Origin of the sequence: Candidatus Sulfotelmatobacter sp. (assembly GCA_036500765.1) — a bacterium.
GTDB lineage: Bacteria > Acidobacteriota > Terriglobia > Terriglobales > Acidobacteriaceae > Sulfotelmatobacter.
This window is the reverse complement of record DASYBM010000002.1, coordinates 150,809-164,630: the sequence shown is the minus strand read 5'-3', so window position 1 is coordinate 164,630 and position 13,822 is coordinate 150,809. Positions and strand designations below refer to the sequence as shown.

At 58.9% G+C, this 13,822-nt stretch carries 12 protein-coding genes; 5 read left to right on the top strand and 7 right to left on the bottom strand.

Features of this window, described 5'->3' with window-relative positions; genetic code table 11:
• Nucleotides 1-39: 39 nt before the first annotated feature.
• From VGM18_01900 to uxaC, 5 genes are all read right to left on the bottom strand, one after another.
• A complete protein-coding gene (locus VGM18_01900) occupies nucleotides 40-1,617 on the bottom strand; it encodes a Do family serine endopeptidase (GenBank protein ID HEY3971723.1) in 1,578 nt (525 codons plus the stop codon).
• Nucleotides 1,618-1,728: 111 nt separating this feature from the next.
• Nucleotides 1,729-3,222, bottom strand: a complete 1,494-nt coding sequence (locus VGM18_01895) for a M56 family metallopeptidase (GenBank protein HEY3971722.1) — start codon at nucleotides 3,220-3,222, stop codon at nucleotides 1,729-1,731.
• Nucleotides 3,219-3,596, bottom strand: coding sequence for a BlaI/MecI/CopY family transcriptional regulator (locus VGM18_01890; protein ID HEY3971721.1), 378 nt, complete (start codon nucleotides 3,594-3,596; stop codon nucleotides 3,219-3,221). Before VGM18_01890 ends, VGM18_01895 begins: the two co-directional genes overlap by 4 nt.
• A gap of 160 nt (nucleotides 3,597-3,756) precedes the next feature.
• Nucleotides 3,757-3,903 (bottom strand): hypothetical protein, encoded by a 147-nt coding sequence (locus VGM18_01885; GenBank protein ID HEY3971720.1) that lies wholly within the window; start codon nucleotides 3,901-3,903, stop codon nucleotides 3,757-3,759.
• 110 nt (nucleotides 3,904-4,013) lie between these two features.
• Nucleotides 4,014-5,450, bottom strand: a complete 1,437-nt coding sequence (uxaC, locus tag VGM18_01880) for a glucuronate isomerase (GenBank protein HEY3971719.1) — start codon at nucleotides 5,448-5,450, stop codon at nucleotides 4,014-4,016.
• 356 nt (nucleotides 5,451-5,806) lie between these two features.
• Between uxaC and VGM18_01875 the strand changes: the two genes are divergently transcribed.
• From VGM18_01875 to VGM18_01855, 5 genes are all read left to right on the top strand, one after another.
• Nucleotides 5,807-7,081 (top strand): MFS transporter, encoded by a 1,275-nt coding sequence (locus VGM18_01875; GenBank protein HEY3971718.1) that lies wholly within the window; start codon nucleotides 5,807-5,809, stop codon nucleotides 7,079-7,081.
• A 132-nt stretch (nucleotides 7,082-7,213) separates the two neighbouring features.
• Nucleotides 7,214-7,999, top strand: coding sequence for a 6-phosphogluconolactonase (locus VGM18_01870; protein ID HEY3971717.1), 786 nt, complete (start codon nucleotides 7,214-7,216; stop codon nucleotides 7,997-7,999).
• Between the two features lie 17 nt (nucleotides 8,000-8,016).
• Nucleotides 8,017-9,336 (top strand): MFS transporter, encoded by a 1,320-nt coding sequence (locus VGM18_01865; protein ID HEY3971716.1) that lies wholly within the window; start codon nucleotides 8,017-8,019, stop codon nucleotides 9,334-9,336.
• A 174-nt stretch (nucleotides 9,337-9,510) separates the two neighbouring features.
• The gene (manD, locus tag VGM18_01860; GenBank protein ID HEY3971715.1) at nucleotides 9,511-10,719 is read left to right on the top strand and encodes a D-mannonate dehydratase ManD; all 1,209 of its coding nucleotides are present in this window, start codon (nucleotides 9,511-9,513) and stop codon (nucleotides 10,717-10,719) included.
• A gap of 103 nt (nucleotides 10,720-10,822) precedes the next feature.
• Nucleotides 10,823-11,599, top strand: coding sequence for a glucose 1-dehydrogenase (locus VGM18_01855; GenBank protein ID HEY3971714.1), 777 nt, complete (start codon nucleotides 10,823-10,825; stop codon nucleotides 11,597-11,599).
• Nucleotides 11,600-11,913: 314 nt separating this feature from the next.
• On the opposite strand, the gene eda is transcribed toward VGM18_01855, so the two are convergent.
• Complete coding sequence (gene eda, locus VGM18_01850) at nucleotides 11,914-12,585, bottom strand: bifunctional 4-hydroxy-2-oxoglutarate aldolase/2-dehydro-3-deoxy-phosphogluconate aldolase (protein ID HEY3971713.1); 672 nt, start codon at nucleotides 12,583-12,585, stop codon at nucleotides 11,914-11,916.
• A gap of 22 nt (nucleotides 12,586-12,607) precedes the next feature.
• A complete protein-coding gene (locus VGM18_01845) occupies nucleotides 12,608-13,723 on the bottom strand; it encodes a sugar kinase (protein HEY3971712.1) in 1,116 nt (371 codons plus the stop codon).
• Nucleotides 13,724-13,822: the final 99 nt, after the last annotated feature.

Sequence of the window (13,822 nt, the reverse complement as noted above, 5' to 3'; positions counted from 1 at the left end):
GACCGAATGCGTCCGGGGCCACGCGATTGATTGAAGCACTCAGGCGCCTTCAGGCGCATGCAGCACCCGGAAGCTGTTCCCGCCGTTCGACCACACCAGCAGCAGCGCATCTTGCCCCTTGGCCACATTCGACAGAGCCTGCTGCACATCCGCCGCCGACTGCACTTTGTGGCGATTCACTTCGAGGATGATGTCGCCTTGTTGCAGTCCGGCATTATCCGCCGAGCTGCCCGGCTGCACCTGCTGAATCACGGCCCCGTGGATGTCTTTCGGGGCCTGAATCTGCTCGCGCAGGTCCGGAGTCAGATTACTCAGGCCAATGCCCCAGCGCATCTTCCCCTGGCCGTTGCCGGATTGATCGCCGGCTTCGGCACCGTGAGCGCCCAGCGCCTCAAGAGTCACCGGAACGCTCATGCTCTTTCCGTCACGGAAAACTTTAAGCGTGATCTTCGATCCCGGCTGTTTCTGCCCCACTAGCACCTGAAGTTCGCCCGCATCGCTGACCTTCTGGCCATCGATTTCCGTAATGACATCGCCAATTTCCAGACCAGCTTTGGCTCCCGGCGAACCGGGGTCGACTTGCGTGACCACGCCGCCCGTCGCATTCGATTCGTCGAAGAACTTGGCATTCTCCGGCGTAACGTCGGCGATTCCGATTCCGATATGGCCATGACTGACTTTCCCGTCGCGGATCAAGGTTTCAACCGTTGGCCTGACGATCTGCGAGGGGATCGCAAATCCCATCCCCGAGAAGCTGCCAGAAGATGAAATCAGGAACGTGTTAATGCCCACAACTTCGCCCCGCGCATCCACCAGCGGTCCGCCCGAGTTGCCCGGATTAATGGCCGCATCCGTCTGGATGAACTCACCCGGCTTGCTGCGGTCCGAAGCATCGGGATTGGCGCGGTTGATCGCGCTGACGATGCCGCGGGTTACGGTGAAGCGAAATCCATAAGGATTCCCGAATGCAAGCACGGTCTGGCCCGGCCGCACTTCTTTCGAATCGCCCCACGGAGCGCTGGCGAGATCGGTCGCGTTCACCTTGAGTACTGCCAGATCGGTGAGCGGGTCGGCGCCCACGAGCTTGGCTTTGAGCACGCGTCGATTGCTGGTCGTAACGCGAATGTCGACCGCGCCATCGATGACGTGGTTGTTGGTGACGATATAGCCGTCCGGCGAGATGACCACACCGCTGCCCATGCCGTGTTCAATCTCGGGCTGGCGCTGCCGCATGCCGGGGCCTCCCGGACCGAAAAATTGCCCGAACGGGCCCTGCTGGCCCCCTTGCTGGCCAAAGAACTGCTGCATGCCATCCGGCATTTGCTGATTGCCAGCATTATCCGCCTTCGTGCGAGACGTAACGGTTACGTTGACGACCGCCGGTGTAACCCGCGCCGCCAGGGTCTCCATCGCCTTGTCGAGCGCCAGCAAAGCGCCGACGCTATCGGTATCGAGCGGCGCGACCGCGGGAGCCGCAGCTGCGGCTCGTGCCGTTGCCGGCTTCGCAACTTCGTAGGTTACGAACGAGGCGACCAGCGCCAGAGCCAGCACTGGCATAGCAAGCCGCCGCATCCATTTGGTTAAGGGTTTCGTGCGAGTATCGTTGTCAAAGTTCATTGAGTTAACTTCCTTTCGAGAGTTTTGATTAGAGTTTTGATTTCCAACTAATTCGTTAGTTATTACGACTGCACTTTCTCGACTCTGCCTGCTGCTTTTCATGAAATGTTTTTATGTTTGTTTTGCTGGAATTCGGTTGCTGTCGGCATTTACGACAGAATGAAGAACCATTACCCGCCACATTTCGATCTGAAACAAAGGACGGCTGGGGGAACCATTCTCATTGCCTTGAACGACAACAAAAAGCGTTTCGGTCGTAAAAGTAACGGGGATAGCAACAGGAATCTCTTCACTGGCTTGACTTCGGCGAAGATTCGCCTGAATGATCGAAGTGCGTGCCCGCTTCGCCTCAGCACGTACGAAATTCTGCTGTCCGCGAGAGACCGGACCCACGTGGCGGCGGACGCATTCGTCCGCCCCCGCCTGCGATGCGCTAGCCTTTACGAGATGCATCTGGGTCGAGCCTGGGCTGATGCCGAAGTCGGAAACCGCCACTGCGTTCGCAGAAATAGCCGGACGATCCGGCACGCTATCGCTAAACGCCACCAGTCGCGGCGCCCTCGAAACACCAACCACACACGCCAGCGCGAAAGCTCCGACCATCGCTACAGCGGGCCTCCAGCCGCGTCCCGTTCCCAACGACCGATTCGCGTTCCGATTTGCATCCAGAATCTGCGCCACCCGCAACGAAGTCTGCCGAACGCGTCCCAGAGCAGCTTGCGCCAAAGCCACGCTGCGCTGAATCAGAGTTTTTTCCGCCAGATGCGCCAGGCACTCGGCATAGGCCCGCGGACTGGCGGTCGCTTCCACTACCGCGTCGTCGCAGGCCATTTCCCGCTCCAGCGAAACCTGCTTCTCGATCCACCACACTGCCGGATGAAAAAAGAAAAGCGCACCCACGATTTTCTGGGCAAGATTCGTCCAATCGTCCCACCGATTCAGGTGGGCGAGTTCATGCAGCACGATCTGATTCAGTTCCTCGGAGGATAATTCCTGCATCACCCACGTTGGCACCACCACTGCCGGCTTCACCAAACCGATGGCAGTGGGAACCTGCACACGGTCAGACGTGCAAAAATCCACGCGCCGCGCTGCCTGACTACGAGCCAGAGTTTCCTTCACGCGCTCATCCAACGCTGCCACATCGACGGGAACGCAGCTCTTACGCAGCACATGCAGATGCCAGACTCCTCGCGCGACCCGGAGCAGCAAGAATCCCGCGATCCCTGCCCATGCCACCAACAAGTAAAGCGGCCACGAAGCCGGCAGGACGATAGCGGCTTTGTTCAGGGCCCCGCTGGAAATGCCAGCCTGCTGCCCAGCTTGCAACGATGACAACCAACCGGCCCCACCGACCAGCGGCAACGCCGCTATCGCCACCAGCGCAGCAAACCACACTGCGAATCGCGTGGCCGAACTCTGCCGCCGCGCCACCCGCAAAACCACAACCGCAAACATCGCGATCAGCGTGCCTTCGATGAGGCAGTCGATACTCCGCAGGGTTGCAATGCGCGCGACCGCATTCAGGTCGAAAGTTGCGAGCGTCATTGGAATTGCCGCCATCGCCAGGATCGCCTTCATCGCCATCGTAAAAATTTCGGTCACTTGCTCCTCTCCAATAACTGACGCAGCCGGCTGAGTTCTTCCGCGTCGATGCTGGTCTCCTCGAGAACGTTCAGCGCAAGCATTTCATGCGAGTTGCCAAAGAACCGGCTGACCAGGTGCCTCACTTCAAAGCGCGTCGCATCCTTGCGATCAACTTGCGGGGTGTAGACATGCGCGCGCTTATCTTTGACATGTTTGACGTATCCCTTTTTCTCAAGGATGCGGATGATCGTCAGCACCGAGTTGTAAGCCAGCGCAGGCTTGGCCGGGAGAGCCTCCAGCACCTCATGGACGGTCGCCGCGTGCCGATCCCACAGCACATTCATGATGCGCAACTCAGCTTCCGTCAAGGTTGTGGACTTGCTACGCGCCAATGCTTTCTCCTCGGATACCTCGCCGTCAATGATTCAGACGGATGTGGGTGAAAAAGGTCAACTAATTTGTTAGTTGCGCAAAGCCTGCGTTAAGATGCCTGACCTAACCAACGCGCGGGCTGCCTCTCTAAAGCATTGATACCTAAAGGCGAGTTAAGGGTCAGTAGAACCAGTCACTGCGGTAGGCTACCCACCAAGCAAAAAAGAGTATGGGGATGGTGGCGGCGACGGCCCACCACAGCGGGAGCAGAAAATCGGCCAAGAGGCCGAGGATCGTGAAGACCATCCAGAATATTTTTTTCTGCATTGGGAGTGTTTAGGAGAACACTTCCGCCGAGGAGGCGCAATATTACGCAAGTCAGTGAAGCGGGAAGTTGTTATCAGGCGATTATCTGTGCTTGCCGCTTCCGGCGAGGCTTAGGTATGGCTCGCCGGCAACTGCAAATACTCTTTGGCGTTCCGGTAGCAGATGTCCTGAATGAGTCTCCCCAGCAGCGCATCGTCTTCCGGCAGTTCCCCGCGCATCACATCTTGTCCGACGACATCGCAAAGCACACGCCGGAAATATTCGTGTCGCGGATACGACATAAACGACCGCGAGTCCGTAACCATGCCAATAAACCGTGACAGCAGCCCCACGTTAGATAAGGCATCGAGCTGCGCCGTGATCCCCTGCTTCTGATCGAGGAACCACCAGGCGCTGCCATACTGGATTTTTCCCGGCGTCTCGCCATCTTGAAAGCTGCCGATCAGAGTGGCGAACTGGAACGTGTCCGCGGGATTGACGTTATACAGAATCATCTTCGGCAGCGCGTTTTCCCGCGCCAGCAGATCAAGGTAAGCCGCCAGCGGCCCGCTCTGCGAGAAATCGCCGATAGAATCGAAGCCGGCATCCGCGCCAAATTTCGCGCGTGCCGCCGTATTCACGTTGCGCAGCGCTCCCAGATGCAGTTGCTTGGTCCATCCTTTTTCGGCATCGAGGCGGCCGAAGAAAAGCATCAGGAACGAAGCGAAACGTTCGCGCTCATCCGAGCTAATGCTGTGGCCTTCGCGCGCTTTCGCAGAGATCGCCGCGGCCGAGATTACTTTCAAGAAGATCGCCGCAGCCTCCCGTTCGGAACAAGGAGTCGCATAGCAACGCTCCAGTCCGTGATCGGAGAGCCGGCAGCCCAGCGAATGAAAATAGTCGTGACGTTTCTTCAGCGCTTCTAAAAAGCTGCTCAAATCCCGGATGTCGACATTCGCAGCCTGCGCAAGCTGCTCGACCCAAGGCAGAAACCCCGCGTAGTCGATCGCCAGCGCCTTGTCGGGACGAAAGGCGGGAAATACCTTCGTTGTCAGATTCGATTCCGCTATGGCCTGATGATGCCGGAGATCATCGACCGGATCGTCCGTGGTGCATACTACCTCGACGCGAAATTTTTGCAGAATTGCATGCGCGGTCAAATCCTCAAGCGCCGCATTCGCCCGCTCCCAGATTGCCGCAGCTGAGCGCTCATCCAGCAACTCCGTGGTGCCGAAATAGCGTTGCAGTTCGAGATGCGTCCAATGATAGAGCGGATTGCGCAGCGTAAAGGGAACGGTTCGCGCCCAGGCCAGAAATTTCTCGTAAGGAGCCGCGTCGCCAGTAATGTATTTTTCGGCAATGCCGTTGGCTCGCATGGCCCGCCACTTGTAATGGTCCCCTTCCAGCCAGATTTCAAAGAGATTGCCGAACCGTCGATTTTCCGCAATATCCCGCGGCGAGAGATGGCAGTGGTAATCAAGAATGGGCTGCGCCGCGGCAAATTCCGAGTACAGACGCCGGGCAACTGCATTCGACAGCAGAAAGTCTTCGCTAAGAAAGCCGGTCATGAGCGCTGATTCAAGCCACGGATGACATCAGTCAGTAAAGCCTGAATGATATCAGTTCATCGAGGCGGTTCTGTCAGAACAACGATTCGTATTAGGGCATCGCTTCAGCGATGCCGTTGTTCGCATCCGAAATTTTGAACGGCTTTAGCCGCTGGGCCCGTCGCAGAATCCCAGCGGCTAAAGCCGACACGGAGTGGCACCACTGCGGCACGCCTGAAGGCGTGCCCTGATACGAACCTGCAAAACGACCACGACCCTTGTCATCCGCGCCTTGACGCAGAGGCCTTGCTGCATGTCTAGTGAACCACGTGCAGCGGTGCACGTCGCGTACTCCCAATCCGATGAACCTACGTCCCATGCCATCAGTTTCGGAAAACACGCCGGTGACTCACATCGGAGGCCGGCGCTGGCTCATCTGCGGCCTTCTGTTCTTTGCCGCGACCGTCAACTACATGGATCGCCAGGTCATCGCTCTGCTGAAACCGACCCTGCAACTTCAATTCGGTTGGACCGAGATCGGATACAGCAACATCGTCTTCGCCTTTCAGTTGGCCTACGCCGCAGGCTCGCTCTTCGTCGGCAAGTTGATCGACTGGCTGGGAACACGCCGCGGGTTCTCCCTGGCGGTGTTCGTATGGAGCCTGGCCGCCATGGCCCATGCCGCCGCCGGTTCCGTATTTCAATTCGCAGTGGCGCGCTTCAGCCTCGGGATCGGCGAAGCGGGCAGCTTCCCGGCATCAATCAAGGCAGTCGCCGAGTGGTTTCCCAAACGGGAGCGCGCGCTCGCCACCGGCCTGTTCAATTCCGGGGCCAACGTCGGCGCGATTGTGACCCCGCTGGTGGTTCCCTGGCTGACCTATCGCTTTGGCTGGCGCATGGCTTTCATCGCCACCGGCGCAATGGGATTCGTCTGGATCTCGTCTTGGCTTGCAATATATCGCAGGCCGGAAGAAAGTAATCGCGTTTCGCCAGCTGAACTCGCCCACATCCAGAGTGATCGCGAAGAAGAGTCCGCGCGAATTCCGTTGAGAACTCTGCTCAGGCACCGCCAGGTGTGGGCGGTGACGATGGGCAAGTTCTTCACCGACCCAATCTGGTGGGTCTATCTTTTCTGGATGCCGGACTTTCTGAGCCGCAATCTCGGCCTAAATTTGCGCGGCATGGCCCTGCCCCTGTTTGTGATTTATACCGGAGCCAGCATCGGCAGTGTCAGCGGCGGCAGCCTCTCGTCTTGGCTCTTAAAACGAGGATGGTCGGTGAACGCCAGCCGCAAAACGGCGCTGCTGGCCTGCGCCCTGGCGGTGACGCCCATCATGATTGCGGCGCGCACCAACGATGCCTGGCTGGCCGTCTTCCTCATTGCGCTCGCCGCGGGCGCGCATCAGGGCTGGTCGGCCAATATCTACACCCTGACTTCCGATATGCTTCCGCGCAGCGCCGTTGGGTCGGTCGTGGGCTTCGCCACCATGGCCGGATCGATCAGCGGAATGTTCGTCGCCAAGATTGTGGGATACATTTTAGAACGCACCGGATCGTACGTTCCGATATTCATCATGGCAGGCCTTGCGTATCTGGTGGCATTCGCCTTCGTACACCTGCTGGCCCCCCGCCTCCAACCGGCGCAGGTCTGATAAAACCACGTGGCGGCGGACGCATTCGTCCGCCCGCGCTGGATTCGGGATGCCGCCCCCGGACGAATGCGTCCGGGGCTACGTGATTTCGTATAATCTGCCGGCCCGATCATGCTTGAACGGAGTGATGCCTTGCTCATCAGACTCTTCGACGACAAAATCTCGCTAGGCCGCGCCGCCGCCGTTCAGGCTGCCGCAGCGATCCGGCGCGCGCTTGCCGAGCGAGGTCGCGCGCGCATCATCGCCGCCACCGGCACTTCGCAGTTCGAATTCCTGAATGCTCTGACCAGTACGCCGGATATCGATTGGACCAAAGTCGAAGCCTTTCACCTCGACGAATACATCAGCCTGCCCATCGCGCATCCGGCCAGCTTCCGCAAGATCCTGATCGAACGCCTGGTGAGGAAGACGGACATCGTTCGCTTTCATGCCCTCGAGGGCGATGCCGCCGACGTAGCTTCGGTCATTCGCGAGGTGGGCATGCAACTTGCCTCCGCGCCGATCGATGTTGCCTTCCTCGGCATCGGTGAAAACGCCCACATCGCCTTCAACGATCCGCCCGCCGATTTCACCACGGAAGATCCGTACATCATCGTGGAACTCGACGAAGCCTGTCGCAGGCAGCAAGTGGGCGAAGGCTGGTTCGCCGACATTTCCAAAGTCCCCACGCGAGCCATCTCCATGTCGCCGCGGCAAATTCTCAAAGCCAGAGAACTTCTCGTAGTCGTTCCCGAGGAACGCAAGGCCCGAGCCGTGAAGGCTTGCCTCGAAGGCGAGATCAGCCCGATGGCGCCGGCGTCGATTCTGCGCCAGCATCCCCATGCGACCGTTTATCTGGATGCGGGCTCGGCGTCGTTGCTAAGTCCCGCACTGCAACGCGCGCTCGCGGCCGACTCGCAGATTACGGTGAGCTCTTAATCATCTGAACATCCCCCATGGCGATCGCCCGGAAGCCGATTCCGTCGTTGCGTTGGTGGATTGGCGGTCTGCTGTTCGCTTCCACAGTCATCAACTACATCGACCGGCAAACGCTTTCCCTGCTGGCGCCTTATCTCAAACTCCAATATCACTGGACCAATTCCGATTACGCGAATATCGCCATCGCCTTCCGCGTCGCGTATTCGATCGGGCAAAGCGCCTTTGGCCGCCTGATGGACCGCATCGGCACGCGGCGCGGCCTCACCCTCAGCGTGATCTGGTATTCGCTGATCTCCATGCTCACATCGCTGGCCGGCGGCTTCTACAGCTTCGCTACATTTCGCTTTCTGCTGGGCACGGGCGAATCCGCGAACTGGCCCGCTGCGACGAAAGCAGTCTCGGAATGGTTTCCCAAGCGCGAGCGCGCATTGGCGACGGCGCTCTTCGACAGCGGTTCTTCTATCGGCGGCGCAGTCGCTCCCTTCATCGTGTTGTGGATTTACTTTCGCTGGGGATGGCGGCCTGCCTTCATGGTTCCCGGCGCACTTGGCTTTATCTGGCTGATGTTCTGGCGCTGGCTGTACTATCCGCCGGAATCCCACCGCCGCCTCAGTCAGTCTGAACTCGCAATGATTGTCGCCGACAAGCGCGAGTCGAACGCATCACAAGACGGCCAAGCTCGAAGTGAAACTCGCCCGCGCTGGAGCGAACTCTTAAAACTCCCGCAGACCTGGGGAGCGATCATCGCCCGCGCCTTTACCGACCCGGTCTTTTTCTTCATTGCAGAATGGTTTCCGATCTATCTGGTCGCGAAGGGTATTGAACTACGCAGCGGGCTGATCGCCGTATGGATTCCGTTCATCGCCGCCGATGTGGGAAGCTTCTTCGCGGGCGGCCTTTCCGGTTACCTGATCAAGCGCGGATGGTCTCTGGGAGCCGCCCGCAAGGCGCCGATTATTTACGGCGGTATCGGCATGACGCTGATCATCCCCACCATCTTCACAACGAATCTTTACCTCATCGCATTCTTATTCGGCCTCGTGACGTTCACCTACGCAGGTTTCACGACCATGGCCAACGTGTTGCCGTCGGACCTGTTCGGCAGCGAGTCAGTCGCGTCCGTCAGCGGACTGAGCGGGACCGGCGCGGGCATCGGCACGATCGTCGCATTCAAGCTTATCGGATATTTTTCCGACGCCCGGCAGGCAACGGGCACGCATTCGTTCGATCCCATCATCATTCTGGCGGGACTGGTCCCGCTGGTGGGCATGGTTCTAGTGCTGCTGTTGGTGCGCAACACAGCGGCGACCGATCAAGGACTCGTGCGCAGAATCTGAAGCTGGTGGTGGTGCAGTTTAGACCAGGATTGTCATCCTGAGCGTAGCCGTTTTTCAGGCGAAGCGAAGGATCTCACGCTCGACCGGAGTGACGGGTAAGCCAAACTGCCACACTACCGAAGCTTTCGATACACTCTCTGGATTGAGTTTGGATCGCACTACGAGGAGACACCGGTGAAGATCACGGATGCCAAAATATTCGTCACCTGCCCGGGACGAAACTTCGTCACACTAAAAATCTCCACGGACGAAGGAATTTATGGGCTGGGCGATGCCACGCTCAATGGCCGCGAGTTGGCGGTGGCTTCGTATCTTTCGGACCACCTGGTTCCCTGCCTAGTTGGGCGCGATCCCTTTCAGACTGAAGATGTCTGGCAATACCTATACCGCGGAGCCTACTGGCGTCGCGGCCCCGTGACCATGACCGCGATCGCCGCCGTCGATATGGCGCTATGGGACATCAAAGGCAAAGCGCTGAATACGCCCGTCTACAATCTGCTCGGCGGCCAGAGCCGCACCGGCGTGATGGTCTACGGCCACGCCAACGGTCGCGACATTGAAGAGACGTCGGACGAAGTTGCGAGATATCAAGACATGGGATATCTGGCGGTGCGGGCGCAGTCGGGCATCCCGGGGCTGCCTTCGACTTACGGCGTGGCCCGCGACAAGTTGTACTACGAGCCGGCGGAAAAAGGTTTGCCGCCTGAAAATGTGTGGTCGACGGAAAAATATCTTCTGCATGTGCCTAAACTCTTCGAAGCGCTGCGGCTAAAATTTGGCGAGGATCTGCACCTGCTGCACGACGTGCATCACCGGCTCACTCCGATCGAAGCGGGGCGGCTGGGAAAAAGCCTGGAACCGTATCACCTGTTCTGGCTCGAAGATGCGGTCACGGCCGAGTTGCAGGAGGGCTTCCGCATCATCCGCCAGCACACCACTACGCCGCTGGCGGTTGGCGAAATTTTCAATTCGATTTGGGATGCGCATATTCTGATTCAGGAACAATTGATCGACTATCTGCGCATGACGGTGGTGCATGGTGGCGGGTTGACGCATCTCAAGAAAATCGCCGCCCTGGCGGAGATCTATCACGTGCGCACGGGATGCCACGGCGCCACCGATCTTTCTCCCGTGGCGATGGCAGCAGCGCTGCACTTCGATATTTCCATCAACAATTTCGGCATCCAGGAATATATGCGGCATACGAAAGAAACCGACGAAGTCTTCCCGCACGCGTATTCATTCAAGAATGGATATTTGCATCCGGGCGACGCGGCAGGATTGGGCGTGGACTATGACGAGAAGTTGGCGGAGAAGTTTCCCTACGAACGGGCCTACCTGCCAGTAAACCGCAAACTCGACGGCACGATGTTTAACTGGTAGCAAATCGCGTAGCCCCGGACGCATTCGTCCGGGGCCCATGCAATAGAATTTGGCGCGCGCGGACGAATGCGTCCGCCGCCACGTGTTCACACTTCGAGGAACTATGGCTTATAAGCAGCTTGATCTTGCGGGCAAAGTCGCGGTCGTCGTCGGCGGCAGCTCCGGAATTGGCAAGACGCTCGCCCTCGGTCTGGCACAGGCGGGCGCCGACGTAGTAGCAAGTGCGAGGCGAATGGAACTGGTCAAGACGCTGGCCGAAGAGATCGAAGCCTTGGACCGGCGCTCGTTGCGCGTGACGTGCGACGTAGCTGACCGTGCCTCTTTAGAGGCGCTGCTGAAGGCTTGCGTGGATGCATTCGGGAAAGTGGACATCATGGTCAATGCCGCGGGAATTACCAAACGCGCCCCCACGCTGGATTTTCCCGAAGCCGACTGGAATCGCATCATGGACACGAATCTCACCGGCACGCTGCGCGCCTGCCAGGTCTTCGGACGCCATATGATCGAGCGCAAATACGGACGCATCATCAACATCGCATCCATGGGGACGTTTCTGGCGCTATTCGAAGTGGCGGCGTACTCGGCCAGCAAGGCGGCGCTGGCGTCGCTGACCAAATCGCTCGCCATCGAATGGGCGCAGCACGGAATTTGCGTGAACGCGATTGCGCCCGGCTACTTCCGCACTCCGCTCAGCGAAAAGCTGCTGGTAGGGACGGGCCGTGGGGCGGAAGTCATGATGCGGACGCCCATGAAGCGCTTCGGCGAACTGGAAGAACTCGTAGGCGCCGCGGTGTTCCTGGCCTCGGATGCGGCCAGCTTCGTAACCGGGATCGTGCTGCCCGTGGACGGTGGAGTTCTGGCGAGCGGCGCGAATCAATAGGACTAACGCCGGGAGTCTACGGAATTACATATAACATACCAGAATGTACGTACATAAACGTATCCATATTTGTACGTATGACAAATCCAAAGGCGCAGGAGGGAATGAGGGCATTCCGGCCCTTCTCTCGAATGCCATTTGCGGAGCCGGAAAGGGCCCCAGCATCGACGATCGGATGTTCGGGCGGGGGAAGCATTACCGCACGCAAAATTCCTCGCGTACCGGCTCCGTGGTGCGCTGTACGACGTTTCAATCACTTCCACCGGAACTCAACGACTTGCACGGAAGTTCAATGACTTAGCACAGAACATGCTTCAGCGCCCTTGCTTCTCGCCAAGCGCGGCGCGGGCAGAAGATACGGCTTGCACCAATTCTTGGGCAGCTCTTGTAATTTTCTCCAGATTCCCTTCCCGCAAGGCAGCCGCGTCGACCAAATCCGCTCCTACACCCAAGGCAAAGGCCCCCGCCACGATGAACTCCGCCGCGTTCGCGGCGTTGACTCCGCCAGTGGGAATCAATCGGGCGTGGGGGAACGGCGCTTTGAGCGAACGCAGATATTTTGCTCCACCGACATTCCCGCACGGAAAAATCTTAATCAGTTGCGCGCCGTGCGCCTGCGCGGTCATCAGTTCAGTCGGAGTGAGCGCGCCGGGGATCGCCAATATTTTGCCGGCGTGCGCTACGGCAAGCACGGGCGCGGCAAATCCCGGGCTGACTAAGAATTCCGCTCCCGCGTGAATGCACTCTTCGGCCTGATCGGCGGTCGTCACGGTGCCTGCTCCGATAAGCACTTGGTCGCGGTATTGCTGTGCAACTTCCCGAATAACAGACACGGCATTGGGAACGGTCATCGTGATTTCAATCACCGGAATGCCGCCGGCGCAGATGGCTTCTACCGCGCGAGTGGCCTCTTTCACCGACGCCGCGCGCACGACCGGGACAATTCCAACTTCTTCGATTCTGCGGATGACATCGTCAATGGTCATAATTTCGTGCCGGCGTGAAATTTTATCGTTCGATGCGGGCGGTGCGCGACGACATCGCTTGCATCACCTCCGCCAGCGTCGCCATCGTAGTATCGCCGGGCGTGGTCATCGCCAGTGCGCCGTGCGCCGCGCCGCATTCGACGCACCACTGCGGATCTTTGCCGGACAGAAATCCATAGATCAAGCCCGAAGCGAATGAATCGCCGCCGCCGACGCGGTCGTAGATTTCCAGATTCTCGCGCACGGGCGCTTCGTAGAAATCGCCATGGCAATAGCACAGCGCGCCCCAATCATTCCGGGTCGCGGTCGTGGCGTGGCGCAGCGTCGTCGCAATCACGGCAAGCTTCGGATATTCCGTCACCACGGTTTTAATCATCTGCTTAAAGCCGGCGGACTCAAGCTTGGAATGTTGCGCATCGTTCCCTGCGAGGTCAAGTCCGGCGACAGGAAATCCTAAAGCGGCGGTGAAATCTTCTTCATTGCCGAGCATGACGTCAACCAGCGGGGCTAATCGGCGGTTCACTTCCTGGGCTTTCGCTTTTCCGCCGATCGACTTCCACAGCGACGCGCGGTAATTCAGATCGTAAGAGACAATGGTTCCGGCGCGCCGGGCGGCCTCCATCGCTTCCTGCGCGACCAGCGGAGTGGTTTCTGACAGCGCAGAGAAAATTCCGCCGGTATGAAACCAGCGCGCGCCATCCTTCGAAAAGATCCGGTCCCAATCAATCTCGCCCGGTTTCAGCTGCGCCGCGGCAGTATGCCCGCGATCGGAACAGCCCACAGCGGCGCGGATGCCGAAGCCGCGCTCGGTAAAATTCAATCCGTTGCGCACGGTGCGGCCGACTCCGTCATACGGCGACCAGCGGACGTATTCCTGACTGACGCCGCCTTGCAACATGAGGTCTTCGACGAGCCGGCCTACCGGATTGTCGGCGAGCGCGGTGACGATTGCCGTATCCATGCCAAAACAACGCCGGAGGCCGCGAGCCACGTTATATTCACCACCGCCCTCCCAGGCGCGAAAATGGCGCGTGGTCGAAATGCGCTCGTCGCCGGGATCGAGCCGCAGCATGACTTCGCCCAGGCTCACCAGATCCCACTTGCAGTCGGACGTTGGCCTAATGTTGAGTTTCGGCATGATTTCCGGCTAACCCGTTAAACCCGAATATGATACAGGTTGCGGGCCGGGCTGCAGGAACGGAATCCTACGGTTCGAAAATGAGCGCTCAAAAATATA